Here is a 19,506-nt window from a genome sequence, read left to right as displayed (position 1 = left end):
GAACCCGGGCATCCCACCCCGCGCCGGGGATGGCCGGGCCCGCCCCGCGCCCGCGCGAGCGCGGCACGTCACCGGCAGCCGCACGGCACCGGCGGGCACGTCACCGGGGAGCCACGGCGCCGACAGCCACGGCAGCGCGGCAGGCACGGCAGCGACAGCGTGGCCGCGAGGCCACCGGACGAGCGAGGAGAGCAGGATGAGCACCCGAACCGAACGCGAGGAACTGCTGGTCGCCCGGGCGTACCTCTCGGCCGTGGCGGAACCGCCCGCCCCGGCGCTGACCGAGTTCGTCGCGGCCCGCGGGCCGCGACGCGCGGCCGAGGAGATCAAGCGCGGAGGCGTGCCGCCCCCGCTGGCCGATGTCGTCGAAGCGCGGCGGGAGCACGTCGACGGTGCGGCGCTGCTCGACGCGGGCCGTCGGGTCGGGGCGCGGCTGGTCGTCCCGGAGGACCCGGACTGGCCGGGCGAGTTGGTCGAGTGCCTCGCGGGCGCGCGGACGGTCGGCCTCGCCGGGATGGCCGAACCGGTCGCGCTCTGGGTGCGCGGCAGCGCGCCGCCCGACGTCGCGCTGGCGAACGCGGTCGCCGTGGTCGGAGCGCGGGCGGCCAGCGGCTACGGCGAGCACGTGGCCGCCGAACTCGCCCACGGCGTCGCCCGGAGCGGCTTCACCGTGGTCTCCGGCGCGGCGTACGGCATCGACGGGGCCGCCCACCGCGGCGCGCTGGCCGCGGGCGGCAGCACGGTGGCGTTCCTGGCCTGCGGGGTGGACGTGGACTACCCGGCCGGGCACGGCAGGTTGCTCAAGGTCATCGCCCAGCAGGGGCTCGTGGCGAGCGAACACCCGCCGGGCACGCCACCGCGCAAGCACCGCTTCCTGGTCCGCAACAGGCTGATCGCGGCTGCCGGGCAGGCGACCGTCGTGGTGGAGGCGGGCGCGCGCAGCGGCGCGGGCAACACCGCGCACACCGCGGACGCCCTCGGCAAGCCAGTGCTGGCCGTTCCCGGTCCGGTCACGTCGAAGACCTCGGTGGGCTGCCACGACCTCGTGCGCACCGGTACCGCCGTGCTGGCGACCGGGGCGCACGACGTCCTCGAACTGCTCCAGCCGCTCGGGCAGGCCGACGCCGCGCCCGCGACCGACACCCGGCGGCGCACGGACGCGCTGCACCCGCACGCGCGGCGGGTCCACGACGCGCTGAGCGGCTGCGATGGCAGCGGCGTCGACGCGCTGGCCCGGGAGTGCGGCCTGCCGCTGCGGACGGTGCGGGCGCTGCTGCCGGAGCTGGAACTGTCCGGGCTCGCCGTGCGCACCGAAGCGGGGTGGTCCGCCACGACCTGAGCGACCAGAGAGCCGGAACCTCGCCGACGACCGCGCGAGCCGTTCCCGCGCGCGTCGGCGGGGGAGCCGCTCGGCCCCAAACCACGCGTGCGCTGGAACCGCAGCCGCCTCGGGTCGTGCGGAGCGCAACGGCCGCAGTCCCGGCGACAGGGGCGGGACTGCGTCCGGTGGCCTCACCGGATCGCGGACCCGGCGCTGCGCCCCCGACGCTCCCCGGACGCGGCCCGTAAGTGCTCCCGACGTGCCCGGAGCCACCCGGACAACGGACGGAATTCGGTTTCGATCGCGGGACCACCGAGCGTCCGTGCTGCCGTGCTGCCGTGGAAGTCGGGGTGGACCGGGCGGCGCGGAAGCGGACGGCGCGCAACCGGGCTCGCGCGAAGCGGCCGGCACGGGGCCGGGGCTCCCCGGCATCGACGACGGCCGGGGAGTTGATCACGAACAGTGATCTCCTCCGGTGGGCGTGGCGGTCGGTGACGGGTGGGCGGGGAGCTCGTCGAACGGGTGGTGTCGCAGATGGTGGCGTTGTGCGGGGCCTGGGTGGGTGAGTGCGCTCGGCCGGGCGCCGCCGGGCGGTGACGACTGTCCGTGATCGCTGGTCCGGAGTGATCAGCTTTTGGCGTGGCGATGCTTGACCGGCGCCGGTGCAGACGCGAGCGTCGGATCATGGATCGCACGCAATCGACCCGGAGCGCGCATCCCGGCAGACCCGATCTGCGCTCGGCGCGGGCGCGGCTGCCGGCGGAGTTCGGCGAGACGGTCGACGCGTTCGAACGGCACCTCGCGTCGGAGCGCGGGTTGTCGGGGAACACCACCCGGGGCTACGTCGGTGACGTCGTCTCGCTGCTCGACCACGTCGCCGCCGTCTCGGGCGGGGACGCCGCCTTGGCCGAGCTCGACCTGGCGACGATGCGGGAATGGCTCGCCCGGCAGCACGCCGCCGGGGTGAGCCGGTCGACGCTGGCGCGGCGCACTGCCTCGGCGCGGACGTTCACCGCGTGGGCCGTGCGCGCCGGGCGGCTCGCGACCGACCCGGGGGCCCGGCTGTCCGGGCAGGCCCGGCCGCGTGCGCTGCCCGCCGTGCTCCGGGTCGACCAGGCCGCTTCCGCGCTGCACGCGTCGGCGAGCGGGTCCGGGCAGGGAGATCCGGTCGCCCTGCGGGACCACGCCGTGCTCGAGCTGCTGTACGCCACCGGGGTGCGGGTCGGCGAGCTCTGCGGACTGGACCTCGACGACATCGACCGCGAGCGCCGGATGGTCCGGGTGATCGGCAAGGGCGACCGGGAGCGCGCCGTTCCGTTCGGCGTGCCCGCGGAGCAGGCACTCGACCGGTGGCTCGCGAGCGGGCGACCCTCACTGGTGCGTCCGTCGTCCGGACCGGCGATCTTCCTCGGGGTTCGCGGCGGCCGCCTCGACCCCCGCGCCGTCCGCCGGATCGTGCACGACGCGGTCGGGACGGTGCCCGGTGCGCCGGACGTCGGCCCGCACGGGATGCGTCACTCGGCGGCCACCCACTTGCTCGAAGGCGGAGCCGACCTCCGTAGCGTTCAGGAGTTGCTCGGTCACGCTACGCTCGCAACGACGCAGCTCTACACCCACGTGACCGTCGAACGGCTGAAGGCGATCCATGACCGAACCCACCCCCGTTCCTGACCGCGCCGGGGGCGGCGCCGACACGGTGACCGCGAGTCCGACCTCGACTCGGACCTCCGCGAGGGTCACGACGGGGCCACCCCGGGAGCCCCAGGTGAAGGCCAACGGCCACCGCTTCTCCGAACGCCTGACCGAACGCGCCCTGTCATCGATCGCCTCGGCGGGCGATCCCGAACGGGGGAGCACGGGTGATCCGCGCAGCGGCGACGAGGTCGAAGCCGGCATCGTCGCGCTGTGGCAGGCCTTCGGCGACCACCGCGATCAGGACCGCCGCGACCGCCTCGTGCTGCACTACGCGCCCCTGGTCAAGTACGTCGCCGGCCGGGTCGGCACCGGCCTGCCCTCGCACGTCGAGGTCTCCGACCTGATCCAATCCGGCATCTTCGGCCTCGTCGACGCGATCGAGAAGTTCGAGCCCGAGCGCGGGCTGAAGTTCGAGACCTATGCGATGCAGCGCATCCGAGGTGCCATCCTCGACGACCTCCGCGCGCAGGACTGGGTGCCCCGCTCGGTGCGCAGCCGGGCGCGGGACGTCGAACGCGCGCTGGAACGCCTCGAGGCCCGGTTGCAGCGCACCGCGACCGACGCCGAGCTCGCCGACGAGCTGGAGCTGACCGTCGACGACCTGCGCGAGCTGTTCGCGCAGCTCCAGATGACCAGCGTCATCGCGCTCGACGACCTGATCGGCGGCGGTCCGGCCACCGCTTCGCTCGCCGAGACGCTGCCCGACGACCGCGCGGAGGACCCGGTCGCCGCGCTGGTCGACCGGGACAGCCGCCGCCAGCTCGCCGAGGCCGTCGAACGGCTCAGCGAGCGCGACCGGGTGGTGGTGACCCTCTACTACTTCGAGAACCTCACCCTGGCCGAGATCGGCAAGGTCCTCGGGGTCACCGAGTCCCGGGTCTGCCAGCTCCACACCCGGGCGGTGCTGCGGCTGCGGACCAAGCTCACCGAGCCGTCCTGACCTCGCCCCCGCCCGGGTGCGCGCCTCACCAGGGCAGCAGCCGGACGCGGCCCGCGCCGAGCAGCGCGTGCGGGTCGTAGTAGGTCGCGTCCCGCCGGGCGCCCCAGTGCAGGCAGGCCGCCGCCGCGCACCCCGGGTGCCCCGGCTCGAGGTGGCCGATCGGCCGGCCCCGGGCGACCCGGTCGCCGACCGCCACCAGGGGGCGCACCGGCTCGTAGGTGGTGCGCAGCCCGCCCCGGTGCCCGATCGACACCACCGGGCGGCCCGCCACCTCCCCGGCGAACAGCACCGTCCCGTCGCCCGCGGCCAGCACCGGCTGCCCCGGGCGCCCCGCCAGGTCCACGCCCCGGTGGCCCGGCCCGTACTGGTGGGCCGGGGGGTCGAAGGGCCGGACCGCGGTGGCCGGGACCAGCGGCCAGCCGAACCGCTGCGCCGTCCGGCTCGACGTCCCGCCGGGCGGATCGCCGCTGGTCGTGGCTCCGGCCGGGGTGCAGTCGACGGCGTGGCACGCGGACCGCTGGGGAGCGGCGCCGGGATCGGGCGGCGCGGCGACCAGCGCGGCACCGGTGGCGGTGACCAGCAGGAGGCTTGAGATCAGCGGGTGCATGGCATCACAGTGGAGAGGTCAGCACCGCGAGCACCAGGGTGAACGGAAAATCTGTGGACAAACCGGGCACCTGTGGAGAACTCTGACTCCACGATCGGGTCAACGGGCCGCGAGGTACACTGTTGGCGCGGTTTCGTGTCCGCACGGACCGACTTCGCGCGTCCGCAGCGCCTCCGCACCACACCTGCTCAGGGAGCGGTTGCCCCGCAACCGGCCTCCAGGCGGGGAGGAGGTACCGACCCCCCGCGGTCCCGGCTCAGCCGGGTGGGGAGTCGAGGCGGGCGCCAGGGCGGCAGGCCACCCGGCCTGCTGCGGCAACCGATCGCGCGCTCCGGCGCGCCCGACACACGAGGTGCGAACCAGGCCATGGCCGTCGTCACCATGAAGCAGCTGCTCGACAGCGGCGTGCACTTCGGGCACCAGACCCGTCGGTGGAACCCGAAGATGAAGCGCTACATCTTCACCGAGCGCAACGGCATCTACATCATCGACCTGCAGCAGACGCTGTCGTACATCGACGCGGCGTACGACTTCGTCAAGCAGACGGTCGCCCACGGCGGGACGATCCTGTTCGTCGGCACCAAGAAGCAGGCGCAGGAAGCGATCGCCGAGCAGTCCCAGCGGGTCGGCATGCCCTTCGTGAACCAGCGCTGGCTGGGCGGCATGCTCACCAACTTCCAGACCGTCCACCGGCGTCTGCAGCGTCTCAAGGAACTCGAGACCATGGAGCAGACCGGTGGCTTCGAGGGTCGCACCAAGAAGGAGATCTTGATGCTGACCCGCGAGAAGGACAAGCTGGAGAAGACGCTCGGCGGTATCCGCGACATGAGCAAGGTGCCCAGCGCCGTGTGGATCGTGGACACCAAGAAGGAGCACATCGCCGTCGGCGAGGCCCGCAAGCTGGGCATCCCGGTGGTGGCGATCCTGGACACCAACTGCGATCCGGACGAGGTCGACTACCCGATCCCGGGCAACGACGACGCGATCCGGTCCGCCGCGCTGCTGACCCGCGTGGTCGCCGACGGTGTCGCCGACGGGCTGATGGCCCGCAGCGGCCGCACCAACGGTGCCGCCGAGGCCGCGGAGAAGCCGGCCGCCGGTGAGGAGCCGCTGCCGGAGTGGGAGAAGGAGCTGCTGGCCGGCTCCGCCCAGGCCGCCGGTTCCGCCGACGCGGGCCAGGCCGGGGAGACCCCCGCCGCCGACGAGCAGTCCGCGCAGTCCTGATCGGCCGCCCCGCGCCCGCCGCACCCCGGCGGGCGCGGGGTCCGGTCGCGCCGCCGGCGGCAGCCGGGCGGCGTCGCGCGATGTCCCGCCCGGACCGCGCCGGTGCGCTGCGCCGAACCGCCCAGCCGGTAGCCAGTCGCACAACTCCACCGCGGACCCCACCGCCACCCGGCGCGTGCTCGTGGACCGCCCCAGACATTCCCGCTGCGTACGAAGAAGGACGGACAACGCACGATGGCGAACTACACCGCTGCTGACGTCAAGCGTCTTCGGGAGAAGACCGGCGCCGGCATGATGGACTGCAAGAAGGCGCTCGAGGAGGCCGCGGGCGACTTCGAGAAGGCCGTGGAGGCGCTGCGCATCAAGGGCGCCAAGGACGTGGGCAAGCGCGCCGAGCGCTCCACCGCCGAGGGCCTGGTCGCCGCCGAGGGCGGCGTGCTCATCGAGCTGAACAGCGAGACCGACTTCGTCGCCAAGAACGACGAGTTCATCGAGCTGGCCGCCAAGATCGTCGGCGCCGTGAAGGGCGCCGGTGCCACCGACCTGGGGTCCGCGCTGGCCGCGCCGCTGGACGGCAAGACCGTCGGCGAGATCATCCAGGACCTGTCGGCCAAGATCGGCGAGAAGCTGGAGCTGCGCCGGGTCGCCAACCTCGACGGCGAGGTGGCCACCTACCTGCACCGCCGCGCCACGGACCTGCCCCCGGCGGTGGGCGTGCTGGTGCAGTACACCGGCCCCTCCGAGGAGGCCGCCCGCGCCGCCGCGATGCAGGTCGCCGCGCTGCGGCCGAAGTACCTCAGCCGCGACGACGTCCCGTCCGAGATCGTCGAGGACGAGCGCCGCATCGCCGAGGAGACCGCGAAGGCCGAGGGCAAGCCGGAGCAGGCGCTGCCCAAGATCGTCGAGGGTCGCCTCAACGGGTACTTCAAGGAGAACACGCTGCTGGAGCAGTCCTCGGTGCAGGACAGCAAGAAGACCGTGAAGGCGCTGCTGGAGGAGGCGGGCGTGACCGTGACCGGGTTCGTCCGCTTCGAGGTCGGCCAGGTCTGACCCGCTCCCACCGCTCCCGAGCGGACGGGCCGCCCGGCGGGTGCGCCGGGCGGCCGCTGGGTACTGTGTGACGCCGACCGGGTCCGCCCGGTCGGTCGACGTGACGAGCCGTCGGATTCGGCATCGGCGCCCCGCCTTGGTCGCAAGGCGGGGCGCTTTGGCGAGGGGACGGCTCCCGCGCACCGCGACGAGACGTAGTTCCACCGAACCTCGCAGGAGGATCCAGTGACCGACGACGGCCCCATGCATCGCGGCTACGGGCGAGTGCTGCTCAAGCTGGGCGGTGAAATGTTCGGCGGCGGCGGCGTCGGAATCGATCCCGACGTGGTCGGCACGGTCGCCCGGCAGATCGCCGATGTCGTCGCCGACGGGGTCGAGGTCGCCATCGTGATCGGGGGCGGCAACTTCTTCCGCGGGGCTGAGCTGCAGCAGCGCGGCATGGAACGCGCGCGCGGCGACTACATGGCGATGCTCGGCACGGTGATGAACTGCCTCGCGCTGCAGGACTTCCTGGAGCGCGAGCACGGCATCGACACCCGGGTGATGACCGCGATCACGATGGGCCAGGTCGCCGAGCCCTACATCCCGCGCCGCGCCATGCGCCACATGGAGAAGGGCCGCGTGGTCATCTTCGGCGCCGGGACCGGGATGCCGTACTTCTCCACCGACACCACGGCCGCGCAGCGCGCGCTGGAGATCGGCTGCGAGGTGGTGCTGATGGCCAAGGCCGTGGACGGCGTCTACAACGCCGACCCGAAGACCACCCCGGACGCCACCCTGTTCGAGGCCATCACCCATCGGGAGGTACTCGAACAGGGGCTGAAGGTGGCCGATGCGACGGCGTTCAGCCTGTGCATGGACAACCACATGCCCATCCTGGTGTTCAACCTCCTGGAGGAAGGCAACATCGCCCGCGCGGTCGGCGGTGAGAAGATCGGCACGCTGGTGAGCACCCCGGCGGCCCCGCCCGCCTGACTGAGCTGGGATCATCCTGGCGGTTCGCGGGGGTGCCCGGCGGCTCGCGAACCGCAGCACGCACACTTGCAGTGTCCATCGGTGACTTAAGGAGCAGCCGTGATCGACGAAGCGCTTCTCGAAGGCGAGGAGAAGATGCAGAAGGCGGTGGAGGTGGCCAAGGACGACCTGTCCACGGTCCGCACCGGCCGCGCCAACCCCGCCATGTTCTCCGGCATCGTCGTCGACTACTACGGTTCGCCGACGCCGCTGAACCAGCTCGCGAGCGTGTCGGTGCCGGAGGCCCGGCTGGTCGTCATCAAGCCCTACGACGCCAGCCAGCTCAAGGCGATGGAGACCGCCATCCGGGACTCCGACCTGGGCGTCAACCCCTCCAACGACGGTCAGCTGATTCGGATCGCCATCCCGCAGATGACCGAGGAGCGCCGCAAGGACATGGTCAAGCTCGCCAAGCAGAAGGGCGAGGAGGGCAAGGTCACCGTCCGCGGCATCCGGCGCAAGGTCAAGGAGCAGATCGACAAGATCGTCAAGGACGGCGAGGCCGGCGAGGACGAGGGCACCCGGGGCGAGAAGGAGCTGGAGAACCTCACCCAGCGCTACGTCGCCCAGATCGAGGACCTCGTCAAGCACAAGGAATCGGAACTCCTCGAGGTCTGATCGGTGACCGCCGGCCAACGCGAAGGTGAGTTCGGAATGTCCGCTGACAAGCCGGGCGAGCCTTCGCGTCCCTCCAGGGCCGGGCGTGATCTCCGCGCCGCCATCGGCGTCGGGCTGGTGCTCGGCGCGGCGATCGTCCTGTCGCTGCTGATGGTGCGGTTCCTGTTCATCGGGATCGTGGCCGCCGCGGCGGCGGTGTCCAGCATCGAGCTGGCCGGGGCGCTGCGCCGCGGTGCGGGGATCCGGGTCTCGCTGCTGCCGGTCCTGGTCGGCGGGCAGGCGATGATCTGGCTGTCCTGGCCGTTCGCGCTGCACGGCGCGCTGGTCGCGTTCGTGCTCACCACCCTCGCCTGCCTGGCCTGGCGCTTCCGGCACGGCGTGGACGGCTACCTCCGCGACGTGACCGCCTCGGTGTTCACCGCCGCCTACGTGCCGCTGTTCGCCGCGTTCGCCGCGATGCTGGTGGTGCCCGAGGACGGGGCGTTCCGCGCGCTGTGCTTCATGATCGTCGTCGTCGCCTCGGACACCGGCGGGTACGCGTTCGGCGTGCTGCTGGGCAGGCACCCGATGGCGCCGAAGGTGAGCCCGAAGAAGTCCTGGGAGGGCTTCGGCGGTTCGATGCTGGTCGGCGCCGTGGCCGGGGTGCTGTCGGTGACGTTGCTGCTCGGCGGCCAGTGGTGGGACGGCGTGGTGTTCGGCGTCGCGCTGGTGTGCTGCGCGACGGTGGGCGACCTGATGGAGTCGCTGATCAAGCGCGACCTCGGGATCAAGGACATGGGCACGATGCTGCCCGGGCACGGCGGCCTGATGGACCGGATGGATTCGCTGCTGCCGTCCGCGGTGGTGGCCTGGCTGGCGTTGTCCTGGCTGGTCCCGACCTGATGCGGACCTGGCGGCAGCGGTCGCGGCCGCAGGTGACGCCGAGCCCCAACATCTGGCACTGGCCCGAGGTCTACGCGGTGGAGAACCGCGCGCAGGACAGCACCGGTGCGGTGTGGCGGGCGCTGCGGGAGCGCTGCGACTGGACCGGCGCGGACGTGCTCGACGTGGGTTGCGGCGACGGTTTCCACCTGCCGGTCTTCGCCGCGACCGCGCGCACCGCGGTCGGTGCCGAACCGCACCCGCCGCTGGCCGAGGCGGCGCGGCGCCGGATGGCCGGGACGCCGGGTGCGCGGGTGGTGACCGCCCCGGCGCAGCGGTTGCCGCTGCCGGACGCCTGCGTCGACGTGGTGCACGCGCGCACCGCGTACTTCTTCGGCCCCGGGTGCGAGCCGGGGCTGGCCGAGGCCGAGCGGGTGCTGCGGCCCGGCGGTGTGCTCGCGATCGTCGACCTGGACCTCGCCGCCCCGCCCTACGGCGACTGGATGCGCGCCGACGCCCCGCAGCTCGACCCCGCCGAGGTGGAGCGCTTCTTCGACCGGCACGGCTTCGAGTCGGTCCCGGTGGCCTCGCAGTGGCGGTTCGACGACCGGGCCGAGCTGGAGGCGGTACTGGGCATCGAGTTCTCCGCACCGGTCGCGGCGCGCGCCCTCCGGGAGACGCCGGGCCGCACGCTGCCCGTCGACTACCGGGTGCGGACCCGGCGCAAACCCACCGGCCTGCTCGGGGCGCGGTCCACCGGCCTCAGCGGCGGACGCTGATCGACAGGGCGGCGGCGATCTCGTCGCCGAGGAAGTGGGTCTCGGGTTCGCCCTCGCCGACGCGGACCACCAGCGGCCCCCCGAACGGCTTGCGTTCGACCACCTCGATGCGGGCGCCGAGGATGATGCCGTGCTCGGTGAGGTAGCGCAGCAGCTCCGAATCGGTGTCCCAGACGCGCGCGACGGTGCCCACGGTGCCCGGCGTCACCCGGTCGAGCAGCTCGGTCTGCGGTTCGGCCACGTCGCCCTCGGCAGTCGGGATCGGGTCGCCGTGCGGGTCGATCGTGGGGTGGCCCAGCTTGGCCTCGATGTGCGCGATGAGCTCGTCGGAGACGGCGTGCTCCAGCGCGTCGGCCTCGCGGTGCACCTCGTCCCAGGTGTAGCCGAGCTCCTCGACCAGGAACAGCTCGATCAGCCGGTGCCTGCGCAGCACGTCGTTGGCCAGCCGCTCGCCCCGCGGCGTCAGCTCCACGCTGCGGTAGCGCTGGTGGGTGACCAGGCCGAGCTGCGCGAGCTTGGTGATCATCCCGGACACCGAGGACGGGCTCAGCCCGAGCCGCTGGGTCAGGGTGGCGTTGGTGACGGGCACGCCGCGTTCGCTCAGCCCGTAGATCGTCCGGAGGTAGTCCTCCACGGACGGCGACGGGCGCTCGGCCATACTCGTCATGCCCTCACGATAGAGGCGTCGCGGCGTCCGCAGGACTCCGGTGGGGCCCGCGCGACCGGTGCCGCCGCAGCTGGCGGGCGATGATCCCGTGCCGCGGTGCGCCCAGGTAGGCCAGCGCGAACACCACCGCCTGGCACAGCACGACCATCCCGCCGGTCGAGGTGTCGACGTGGAAGCTGAGGTAGGTGCCGAGCACCGCGCTGAGCACCGCCACCGCCGCCGCGGCCGCCAGCATCCGGGGGAAACGCCTGGTCAGCAGGAACGCCGTCGCGCCCGGCGTGATCAGCATCGCGGTCACCAGCACGACCCCGACGGCCTGCAGCGCCACCACCACGGTCAGCGCCAGCATGGTCAGCAGCAGCGCGCCGATCCGCTTCGGGCTCAACCCGATCGCGTGCGCGTGGGTCGGGTCGAAGGCGTAGAGCGTCAGGTCCCGCCGCTTGGCCAGCGCGACCAGCAGCACGGCCCCGGCGATCACCAGCACCTGCGCGATGTCCTGGTCGCTGACGCCGAGGACGTTGCCGAACAGGATGTGGTTGAGGTCCACCTGGCTGGGCACGCGCGAGACCAGCACCACGCCCAGCGCGAACAGGCCGGTGAACACCACCCCGATCGCGGTGTCGCCCTTGAGCGCGGTGGTGCCGCGCACCCCGGCGATGAGCAGCACCGCCAGCACCCCGAACAGGAACGCGCCGACGGAGAACGGGGCGCCGACGACGTAGGCGAGCACCACGCCGGGCAGCACCGCGTGCGAGACCGCGTCGCCGAGCAGCGACCAGCCGATCAGCGTCACCCAGCAGGACAGCACCGCGCAGACCAGCCCGGCCACCGCGCTGATCAGCAGCGCGCGCCGCATGAACCCGAACTCCAGCGGTTCGGCCAGCCACTGCAGCACGTCGATCATCGCGCCTCCTGGTCGGCGAGCCCGAAGGCGCGGGCCAGCGCTTCGGGGGTGAGCACCTCGTCGAGCGGTCCGTGCGCGATGACCCGGCGTTGCAGCAGCACCGCCTCGTCGCACAGCGCGGGCACGCCGGCCAGGTCGTGCGTGGAGATCACCGCGGTGCGGCCCTCGGCGGCCAGCTCGCGCAGCAGCTCGACGAGCACCGCCTCGGAGGACGCGTCGACCCCGGCGAAGGGTTCGTCGAGCAGCAGCAGCGCGGCGTCCTGGGCGAGGGCGCGGGCCGCGAAGGCGCGCTTGCGCTGCCCGCCGGAGAGCGCGCCGATCGACCGCCCGGCGAGGTCGGCGAGCCCCACCCGGTCCAGCGCGGCGTGCACCGCTTCGGTGTCGGCGCGGCGGGCCCGCCGGGTGGGGCCCATCCGCCCGTAGCGGCCCATCAGCACCACGTCGGCGACGGTGACCGGGAAGTCCGGGTCGATCGCCTCGGCCTGCGGCACGTAGGCGACGGCCCCGGAGCGGCGGGCGCGCCGCGAGCCGGTGCCCAGCAGCCGGATCTCGCCCCGATCCGGCCGGACCAGCTCCAGCAGGGCCTTGAACAGCGTCGACTTCCCCGATCCGTTCATCCCGAGCAGGCCGCAGATCCGCCCCGGGGCGACGGTGAGCGTCACGTCGTCGAGGGCGAGCACCGGTCCGTAGCGCACCGCGACGCCGCGGGCCTCGATCGCGTTCACCGGGCACCTCCGCGCAGCCCCTCGACGATCACCCGCGCGTCGTGGCGCAGCAGGTCGAGGTAGGTCGGCACCGGGCCGTCCGGCCCGGACAGCGAGTCGACGTGCAGCGGCGGCCCCAGCGCCGCGCCGGTCTCCTCGGCGACCTGCCGCTGCGCCTGGTCGTTCACGGTCGACTCGCAGAAGATCGTCGGCACCTCGTTCGCGCGGACGAACTCGGTGGTGGCCTTGATCTGCTGCGGGGTGCCCTCCTGCTCGCTGTTGACCGGCCACAGGTACGCCTCGCGCAGCCCCGCGTCGCGGGCCAGGTAGGAGAACGCTCCTTCGCAGGTGACCAGCGCCCGGTGCTGCTCGGGGACGGTGGCCAGCTCGGCGCGGAGCGAGCGGTCGACGGCGTCCAGCTCGGCCAGGTAGGCCTCGGCGTGGGCGCGGAAGGCGGCTTCGTGGGCGGGATCGAGCCGGATGAAGGCGTCCCGGATCGCGGTCACGTAGTGGCGGGCGGTGCGCGGCGACATCCAGGCGTGCGGGTTGATGGCGTCGCTGCCGCTGATCGGGATCGGCGCCACGCCCTCGGTGAGGGTGACGTGCTCGGCCTCGCTGCGCTGCACGAACCGCTCGAACCAGCGTTCCAGGCCGAGCCCGTTGTCCAGCACGAGATCGGCCTTGGCCGCGGTGAGCAGGTCGCTGGGCGTGGGTTCGTACTCGTGGACCTCGGCGCCGGGCTTGGTGATCGAGTCCACGGCGATCAACCCGCCCGCGACGTTGCGCGCCATGTCGGCGATGACGGTGAACGTCGTCACCACCTGCGGTCGTTCGTCGGCGGGCCGGCCCGCGCCGGTGCCGCACCCGCTGAGCAGCAGCACGAACGACGTCAGGGCGGCGATCCGTTTTCGCCCGGCAGCGGGTACGGTTTTCGGCACGCCGAAAACTGTACCCGGCCCGGTGGCCCGCACCAAGGTCGAGTCCGGGCGTGGGACACTGGGAGCGCTATGTCTGCGACCTCCCTCCCGCTCGTCTTCGACGCACCGCGCCGCGGGCTGCCGCCGCGCCACCTCGCCGACCTCTCCGCCGAGGAGCTCAAGGCCGCCGTGGCCGAGCTGGGGGAGAAGCCGTTCCGCGCCAAGCAGCTCGCGCACCACTACTTCGGACGGCTCACCGACGACGTCGAGTCCATGACCGACATCCCGGCGGGCAGCCGCACCCGGCTCGCCGAACAGCTGCTGCCGAAGCTGCTCAGCCCGGTCCGCGACGTCGACACCGACGGCGGCACCACCCGCAAGACGCTGTGGCGGGCGCACGACGGGACGATGCTGGAGAGCGTGCTCATGCGCTACCCGGACCGGGCGACGGTGTGCATCTCCAGCCAGGCCGGGTGCGGGATGGCGTGCCCGTTCTGCGCGACCGGCCAGGGCGGGTTGCAGCGCAACCTGTCCACCGCCGAGATCGTCGACCAGGTCCGCGCCGCCGCGGCGGCGATGCGCGACGGCGACGTGCCCGGCGGGGCCGGACGGCTGTCGAACGTCGTGTTCATGGGCATGGGCGAGCCGCTGGCGAACTACAAGCGGGTGGTCCAGGCGGTCCGGCACATCACCAGCCCGTCCGGGCTGGGCCTGGCGCAGCGCTCGGTCACGGTCTCGACGGTCGGCCTGGCCCCGGCGATGCGCAAGCTCGCCGACGAGGGGATGCAGATCCGACTCGCGGTCTCGCTGCACACCCCCGACGACGAGCTGCGCGACACGCTGGTGCCGGTGAACAACCGCTGGTCGGTCGACGAGGTGCTGGAGGCGGCGCGCTACTACGCCGACGCCAGCGGCCGCCGGGTCTCCATCGAGTACGCCCTGATCCGCGACGTCAACGACCAGCCCTGGCGGGCCGACCTGCTGGCCAAGCGGCTGCGCAAGCACCTCGACCAGCTCGCCCACGTCAACGTCATCCCGCTGAACCCCACCCCGGGCAGCAAGTGGGACGCCAGCCCCAAGCCGGTCGAGCGCGAGTTCGTCCGCCGGGTCAACGACGGCGGCGTGGCGTGCACCGTCCGCGACACCCGGGGCCAGGAGATCGCCGCGGCCTGCGGCCAGCTCGCCGCCGAGGAGTGAGCCCGGAACGCCACCGCTGAGCGGGGCTCGGCGTGGTGGTCGGCAAGGTGGAGCGGGGAGCGGAGCTGCGGCGACCGACGCTGGCCCGCGCAGGTCGTGGGTACATCAGGAGGCGATCGGCGCAGCGAGAAGGCCGCTGAGGTTCCGCTTCGCGCGCAGGCAGGCGGACCCTATTGACGAAGGATCCGAGCCCAAGACGACGACGCCGCCGGGAGCGGGGCTCTCCGGCGGCGTCGTTCGTCGGCTGGGGTCAGCTCCAGGACTGGCGCTTCTTCTTCCGCAGGTCGTAGATCAGGGCGAGGGCCATGACGGCGGCGATGAAGACCAGGTAGCCGTCCTCGGTCTTGAAGGAGTCGCCACCGCTGAGGATGCCCTGGTGATTGCCGATCAGCATCATCACCATCGCGAACACGGAGAACCACCCGGCGATCTGGGTGCCCTTCGGGAAGCCGCCGTGCCAGCCCCACTCCGCCGACGGCTCTTCGGCCGGGTCGACGGCCTGGCCGGGCTTCTTCTCCAGCTCCGTGCTCGCCACGTTGCCCTCCCCTGTACCACACCGGCCGCGCGGGCCGGACCGATCCGCTTCACGCGCCGTTCCATCTTCGCACACCGCCTCGGGACGACGATCGTCCGGCGGGCCGAGCGGACCCGTGGTGCGGTCGGCAATCGTGATTTGCGCACCGCGCGCGTCCCACCGCGACCGGGTTCGGGAAGAATGGCGGCGATGCGCGCCGAGACCCCGAACCACACCGACACCGCGAACCGCGCGGGCACCTCCCGCACCGTGCTCGTCCTGGGCTCGACCGGCTCCATCGGCACCCAGGCGCTCGACGTGATCCGCCGCAACCCGGACCGCTTCCGGGTCGCCGGGCTGGCCGCGGGCGGATCCGATCCGCGCGCGCTGGCCGCTCAGGCGCTGGAGTTCGAGGTGGAGGCCGTGGCGGTGGCCAAGCCCACCGCGCTGGAGGACGTCCAGCTCGCCCTGTACGCGGAGGCCCAGCGGCGCGGGTACGCCTCCGGCGAGTGGCGGGTGCCCCGGCTGCTCACCGGACCGGACGCGGTCACCGACCTGGTGGAGAGCACGCCCGCCGACGTGGTGCTCAACGGCGTGGACGGCTCCCGGGGGCTCAAGCCGACCCTGGCCGCGCTGGACAGCGGCGCCCAGCTCGCGCTGGCCAACAAGGAGTCGCTCATCGCAGGCGGCCCGCTGGTGCTGGAGCGGGCCGCGCCCGGCCAGATCGTGCCGGTGGACTCGGAGCACTCCGCGCTGGCGCAGTGCCTGTTCGGTGGTCGCGCGGACGAGGTGGACCGGCTGGTGCTCACCGCCTCCGGCGGTCCGTTCCGGGGCCGCACCAAGGCCGACCTGGGCGAGGTGACGGTGCAGCAGGCGCTGGCCCACCCGACCTGGTCGATGGGCAGCGTGGTCACCATCAACTCGGCGACGCTGGTGAACAAGGGCTTGGAGCTGATCGAGGCGCAGCTGCTGTTCGGCGTCGACTACGACCGGATCGACGTGGTGGTGCACCCCCAGTCGATCGTGCACTCGATGGTCACCTTCACCGACGGCTCGACGCTGGCCCAGGCCAGCCCGCCGAGCATGATGATCCCGATCTCGTTGGGCCTGGACTGGCCGAACCGGGTGCCCGGCGCCGCCCCGGCCCTGGACTTCCGGGACGCCCAGTCGTGGACCTTCGAGCCGGTCGACGACGCGGCGTTCCCGGCGGTCGAGCTGGCGCGCTACGCCGGGCGCACCGGCGGCTGCGTGCCGGCCATCTACAACGCGGCCAACGAGGAGGCGCTGGCTGCGTTCGTCGACGGCCGGACCGGCTTCCTCGGCATCGTGCACACTGTGGGTGAAGTGCTCGCCGAGGCCGACCGGTGGAAGGACGGCCCGGTGGACCTCGCGGAAGTCTTCGCGGCCGAGGACTGGGCCCGGACCCGGGCCCGCGAGCTCGTCGCGACGGGAAGGGCGAAGTAGTGGTGCGCGCAGCGCGGTTCGCGGAGCGGGGCGGGCGGCGCCGCGCTGCGGGAGCCCGTCCTGGTGCGGGTCGAGGCGCGGCGTGCCCGCGAGGCGGCGCCTGAGGACCCTCGGCGGTGCCGGTGGGGCGGCCCACCGCAAGGCGGCTGTCGCCGCTTTTCGAAAGGAGTCATTGGATGCTGGTCGTCGTGGGCATCGTCATATTCTTCGTCGGCCTGCTGTTCTCCATCGCCTGGCACGAGCTGGGCCACCTGCTGACCGCGAAGATGTTCGGCGTCAAGGTCACGCAGTACATGGTCGGCTTCGGCCGGACGCTGTGGTCGCGGAAGAAGGGCGACACCGAGTACGGGATCAAGGCCGTCCCGTTCGGCGGCTACATCCGGATGATCGGCATGTTCCCGCCGAAGCGCGAGGAGGAGTACGGGCGCACCGCCTCCTCGGCGCCGTGGCGGGTGATGATCGAGGACGCTCGCGAGGCCGCCTCCGAAGAGGTCACCCCGGAGGACGCGCACCGGCAGTTCTACCAGCGCAAGCCGTGGAAGCGGATCATCGTCATGGCCGCCGGCCCGGTGATGAACCTGATCCTGGCGGTGGGCATCTTCGCCGCGATCCTGATGGGCTACGGCGTCTCCACCCCGACCACCACGGTCAAGGCGGTCAGCGAATGCGTGCTGCCCGCCGACGCGGCGGACACCACGACCTGCCCGGCCGGCGCCCCGGCTTCCCCGGCCGCGGCGGCCGGGTTCCGGCCGGGTGACCGCATCGTCGAGTTCAACGGCCGTTCGTACGCCGAGTGGGAGCAGTTGCAGCGGGCCATCCGGGACTCCTCCGGGACGGTGCCGGTGGTGGTGGAGCGCGACGGTCAGCGGGTGAACCTGTCGGCCGACCTGATGCAGACCGAGCGGCCCCGGCTGGACGACACCAGCGAGAGCGTCACCGTCGGCTTCCTCGGCCTCACGCCCACCATGCACCTGGTCAAGCAGGACGTCGGCGGCGTCGTGGGCACCATGACGAACATGGTGACCCTGACCGCGCAGAAGGTCATCGAGCTGCCGCAGCGGGTGCCCGACCTGGTCAACGCCATCGCCGGGGGCGAGCGGGAGCAGGACTCGCCGGTCGGCATCGTCGGGGCCAGCCGGCTCGGCGGTGAGGTGCTCTCCTCCGACCAGATGGGCGTGGACGCCCGGATCATCATGATGTTCAACCTGCTCGCCGGCGTGAACCTCTCGCTGTTCGTGTTCAACATGCTGCCGCTGCTGCCGCTGGACGGCGGGCACATCGCGGGCGCGGCGTGGGAGTCGATCCGGCGCGGGTTCGCGAAGGTGGTGCGTCGGCCCGACCCGGGACCGTTCGACACGGCCAAGCTGATGCCGGTGGCCTACGCGGTGAGCCTGCTGTTCATCGGGTACTCGCTGCTGGTGCTGGTCGCCGACGTCGTCAACCCCGTCACGCTGTTCTGACGCCCCGCCCGGCGATGGGCCGAGCGGGCTCCGCCGGGCGGTGGGACGACCGCGTGCGTGGTGCGGTGGTGGGCCGCTCCACCGAGCGGGGTGGTGTCGACCGTGGGTGGGTTCGGCGGCCGGTGTTCGCCCGGTCGGGGCCGTCCCCCTGCTGCGTCCCGCTTCCGAGTGCCGACATCCGGGTGAACTGGTGCCGACGATCACGTGACGTGAGCTCGCCTACCCCGGGCGCGCCGGGCCGGGGCGGTGCACGTCGGTATCGTGGAGCCGGGCGGTGCTCGCCGCCCGGTGACGACCCAGAGGTGGAGAGGAATCGATGACCGTCGATCTGGGGATGCCCGTGGGGCCGGCGCCGGTGCTCGCGGAGCGGCGCAAGACCAGGCAGTTGCAGGTCGGTCCGGTCGGGGTGGGCAGTGAGTCCCCGATCTCCGTGCAGTCGATGACCACGACGAACACGGCGGACATCAACGGGACGTTGCAGCAGATCGCGGAGCTGACGGCGGCGGGCTGCGACATCGTGCGGGTGGCGTGCCCGAGCGCCGACGACGCCGAGGCGCTGCCCGCGATCGCGGGCAAGTCGAAGATCCCGGTGATCGCCGACATCCACTTCCAGCCGAAGTACGTCTTCGCCGCGATCGAGGCGGGGTGCGCGGCGGTGCGGGTGAACCCGGGCAACATCCGCAAGTTCGACGACAAGGTCCGCGAGATCGCCCAGGCCGCCACCGATCACGGCACGCCGATCCGGATCGGGGTCAACGCCGGGTCGCTGGATCCGCGGCTGATGGAGAAGCACGGCAAGGCCACCCCGGAGGCCCTGGCGGAGTCGGCGCTGTGGGAGGCGTCGCTGTTCGCCGAGCACGGCTTCCACGACCTGAAGATCTCGGTCAAGCACAACGACCCCGTGGTGATGGTGCGGGCCTACGAGATCCTGGCCGAGCGGTGCGACTACCCGCTGCACCTGGGGGTGACCGAGGCGGGGCCGGCGTTCCAGGGCACGATCAAGTCGGCGGTGGCGTTCGGGGCGCTGCTGCGCCAGGGCATCGGCGACACCATCCGGGTGTCGCTGTCGGCGCCGCCGGTGGAGGAGATCAAGGTCGGCACGCAGATCCTGCAGTCGCTGAACCTGCGGCCCCGCAAGCTGGAGATCGTGTCCTGCCCGTCCTGCGGCCGGGCCCAGGTCGACGTCTACAAGCTGGCCGAGGAGGTCACCGCCGGGCTGGAGGGCATGGAGGTGCCGCTGCGGGTCGCGGTGATGGGCTGCGTGGTCAACGGACCCGGTGAGGCCCGCGAGGCCGACCTCGGCGTGGCCTCCGGCAACGGCAAGGGCCAGATCTTCGTCAAGGGCGAGGTCGTCAAGACCGTCCCCGAAGCGCAGATCGTGGAGACCCTCATCGACGAGGCCATGCGCATCGCCGAGGACATGGGCGAGCCCGTGGACGGCGCCAGCCCGGTGGTCACCGTCTCCTGACCGGGGGCCGAACCCACCGCGTTGCTCCGATCGGGTGACCTGCCGGTCGGGTGGCTGTGGTGCACGCCCGCCGGGGACGTCCTCCGGCGGGCGTTTCTGGCA

The 19,506-nt window shown here is 72.8% G+C and carries 19 protein-coding genes; 13 read left to right on the top strand and 6 right to left on the bottom strand.

The window, feature by feature from the left end; genetic code table 11:
- Positions 1 to 196 precede the first annotated feature (196 nt).
- From dprA to ACQP0T_RS21835, 3 genes are all read left to right on the top strand, one after another.
- The gene (gene dprA / locus ACQP0T_RS21845) at positions 197 to 1,339 is read left to right on the top strand and encodes a DNA-processing protein DprA (RefSeq protein WP_433869753.1); all 1,143 of its coding nucleotides are present in this window, start codon (positions 197 to 199) and stop codon (positions 1,337 to 1,339) included.
- A gap of 666 nt (positions 1,340 to 2,005) precedes the next feature.
- Complete coding sequence (locus ACQP0T_RS21840) at positions 2,006 to 2,992, top strand: tyrosine recombinase XerC (RefSeq protein ID WP_433869752.1); 987 nt, start codon at positions 2,006 to 2,008, stop codon at positions 2,990 to 2,992.
- Positions 2,967 to 3,956, top strand: coding sequence for a FliA/WhiG family RNA polymerase sigma factor (locus ACQP0T_RS21835; protein ID WP_433869751.1), 990 nt, complete (start codon positions 2,967 to 2,969; stop codon positions 3,954 to 3,956). Before ACQP0T_RS21840 ends, ACQP0T_RS21835 begins: the two co-directional genes overlap by 26 nt.
- A 25-nt stretch (positions 3,957 to 3,981) precedes the next feature.
- On the opposite strand, the gene ACQP0T_RS21830 is transcribed toward ACQP0T_RS21835, so the two are convergent.
- The gene (locus ACQP0T_RS21830; protein ID WP_433869750.1) at positions 3,982 to 4,563 is read right to left on the bottom strand and encodes a M23 family metallopeptidase; all 582 of its coding nucleotides are present in this window, start codon (positions 4,561 to 4,563) and stop codon (positions 3,982 to 3,984) included.
- Positions 4,564 to 4,929: 366 nt separating this feature from the next.
- Between ACQP0T_RS21830 and rpsB the strand changes: the two genes are divergently transcribed.
- From rpsB to ACQP0T_RS21800, 6 genes are all read left to right on the top strand, one after another.
- Positions 4,930 to 5,787, top strand: a complete 858-nt coding sequence (gene rpsB, locus ACQP0T_RS21825) for a 30S ribosomal protein S2 (RefSeq protein ID WP_433869749.1) — start codon at positions 4,930 to 4,932, stop codon at positions 5,785 to 5,787.
- A gap of 234 nt (positions 5,788 to 6,021) precedes the next feature.
- Positions 6,022 to 6,837, top strand: a complete 816-nt coding sequence (gene tsf / locus ACQP0T_RS21820; RefSeq protein ID WP_433869748.1) for a translation elongation factor Ts — start codon at positions 6,022 to 6,024, stop codon at positions 6,835 to 6,837.
- A gap of 225 nt (positions 6,838 to 7,062) precedes the next feature.
- Positions 7,063 to 7,812 carry a UMP kinase gene (pyrH, locus tag ACQP0T_RS21815; protein WP_433869747.1) on the top strand — a complete coding sequence of 250 codons (750 nt, stop codon included), beginning with the start codon at positions 7,063 to 7,065 and terminating at the stop codon, positions 7,810 to 7,812.
- A gap of 99 nt (positions 7,813 to 7,911) precedes the next feature.
- Positions 7,912 to 8,469, top strand: a complete 558-nt coding sequence (gene frr, locus ACQP0T_RS21810; RefSeq protein WP_345355551.1) for a ribosome recycling factor — start codon at positions 7,912 to 7,914, stop codon at positions 8,467 to 8,469.
- 36 nt (positions 8,470 to 8,505) lie between these two features.
- Entirely contained in the window at positions 8,506 to 9,351 is an 846-nt protein-coding gene (locus tag ACQP0T_RS21805) for a phosphatidate cytidylyltransferase (RefSeq protein WP_345355548.1), read from the top strand.
- Positions 9,351 to 10,109, top strand: coding sequence for a class I SAM-dependent methyltransferase (locus ACQP0T_RS21800; RefSeq protein WP_433869746.1), 759 nt, complete (start codon positions 9,351 to 9,353; stop codon positions 10,107 to 10,109). Before ACQP0T_RS21805 ends, ACQP0T_RS21800 begins: the two co-directional genes overlap by 1 nt.
- Here ACQP0T_RS21800 and ACQP0T_RS21795 read toward each other — a convergent pair.
- From ACQP0T_RS21795 to ACQP0T_RS21780, 4 genes are read right to left on the bottom strand one after another with little or no spacing between them, the layout of a single operon-like run.
- Complete coding sequence (locus ACQP0T_RS21795; RefSeq protein ID WP_433873808.1) at positions 10,093 to 10,767, bottom strand: metal-dependent transcriptional regulator; 675 nt, start codon at positions 10,765 to 10,767, stop codon at positions 10,093 to 10,095. The two genes, ACQP0T_RS21800 and ACQP0T_RS21795, sit on opposite strands and share 17 nt — an antisense overlap.
- Before the next feature lie 13 nt (positions 10,768 to 10,780).
- Positions 10,781 to 11,680, bottom strand: coding sequence for a metal ABC transporter permease (locus tag ACQP0T_RS21790; RefSeq protein WP_433869745.1), 900 nt, complete (start codon positions 11,678 to 11,680; stop codon positions 10,781 to 10,783).
- A complete protein-coding gene (locus ACQP0T_RS21785; RefSeq protein WP_433869744.1) occupies positions 11,677 to 12,405 on the bottom strand; it encodes a metal ABC transporter ATP-binding protein in 729 nt (242 codons plus the stop codon). The genes ACQP0T_RS21790 and ACQP0T_RS21785 overlap by 4 nt, the downstream gene beginning before the upstream one ends.
- Entirely contained in the window at positions 12,402 to 13,322 is a 921-nt protein-coding gene (locus ACQP0T_RS21780) for a metal ABC transporter substrate-binding protein (RefSeq protein WP_433869743.1), read from the bottom strand. Before ACQP0T_RS21780 ends, ACQP0T_RS21785 begins: the two co-directional genes overlap by 4 nt.
- Positions 13,323 to 13,391: 69 nt before the next feature.
- On the opposite strand from ACQP0T_RS21780, the gene rlmN reads away from it, so the two are divergent.
- Positions 13,392 to 14,498 carry a 23S rRNA (adenine(2503)-C(2))-methyltransferase RlmN gene (gene rlmN, locus ACQP0T_RS21775; protein WP_345355530.1) on the top strand — a complete coding sequence of 369 codons (1,107 nt, stop codon included), beginning with the start codon at positions 13,392 to 13,394 and terminating at the stop codon, positions 14,496 to 14,498.
- A 250-nt stretch (positions 14,499 to 14,748) separates the two neighbouring features.
- Here the strand turns inward: rlmN and ACQP0T_RS21770 are convergent, their stop codons facing one another.
- The gene (locus tag ACQP0T_RS21770; RefSeq protein WP_433869742.1) at positions 14,749 to 15,033 is read right to left on the bottom strand and encodes a DUF2631 domain-containing protein; all 285 of its coding nucleotides are present in this window, start codon (positions 15,031 to 15,033) and stop codon (positions 14,749 to 14,751) included.
- Between the two features lie 189 nt (positions 15,034 to 15,222).
- Between ACQP0T_RS21770 and dxr the strand changes: the two genes are divergently transcribed.
- The 3 genes from dxr to ispG all read left to right on the top strand — a co-directional run bounded on the left by dxr (position 15,223) and on the right by ispG (position 19,404).
- The gene (gene dxr, locus ACQP0T_RS21765; RefSeq protein ID WP_433869741.1) at positions 15,223 to 16,476 is read left to right on the top strand and encodes a 1-deoxy-D-xylulose-5-phosphate reductoisomerase; all 1,254 of its coding nucleotides are present in this window, start codon (positions 15,223 to 15,225) and stop codon (positions 16,474 to 16,476) included.
- Between the two features lie 176 nt (positions 16,477 to 16,652).
- Positions 16,653 to 17,936, top strand: a complete 1,284-nt coding sequence (locus ACQP0T_RS21760) for a M50 family metallopeptidase (protein WP_433869740.1) — start codon at positions 16,653 to 16,655, stop codon at positions 17,934 to 17,936.
- 316 nt (positions 17,937 to 18,252) lie between these two features.
- Positions 18,253 to 19,404 carry a flavodoxin-dependent (E)-4-hydroxy-3-methylbut-2-enyl-diphosphate synthase gene (gene ispG / locus ACQP0T_RS21755; RefSeq protein ID WP_345355512.1) on the top strand — a complete coding sequence of 384 codons (1,152 nt, stop codon included), beginning with the start codon at positions 18,253 to 18,255 and terminating at the stop codon, positions 19,402 to 19,404.
- The last annotated feature ends 102 nt before the right edge of the window (positions 19,405 to 19,506 follow it).

It is taken from the genome of Saccharopolyspora sp. CA-218241 (genome assembly GCF_050954615.1).
Lineage (GTDB): Bacteria > Actinomycetota > Actinomycetes > Mycobacteriales > Pseudonocardiaceae > Saccharopolyspora > Saccharopolyspora cebuensis.
Note: the sequence above shows the minus strand (reverse complement) of the source record. Positions and strands in the feature narration are given on the sequence as shown.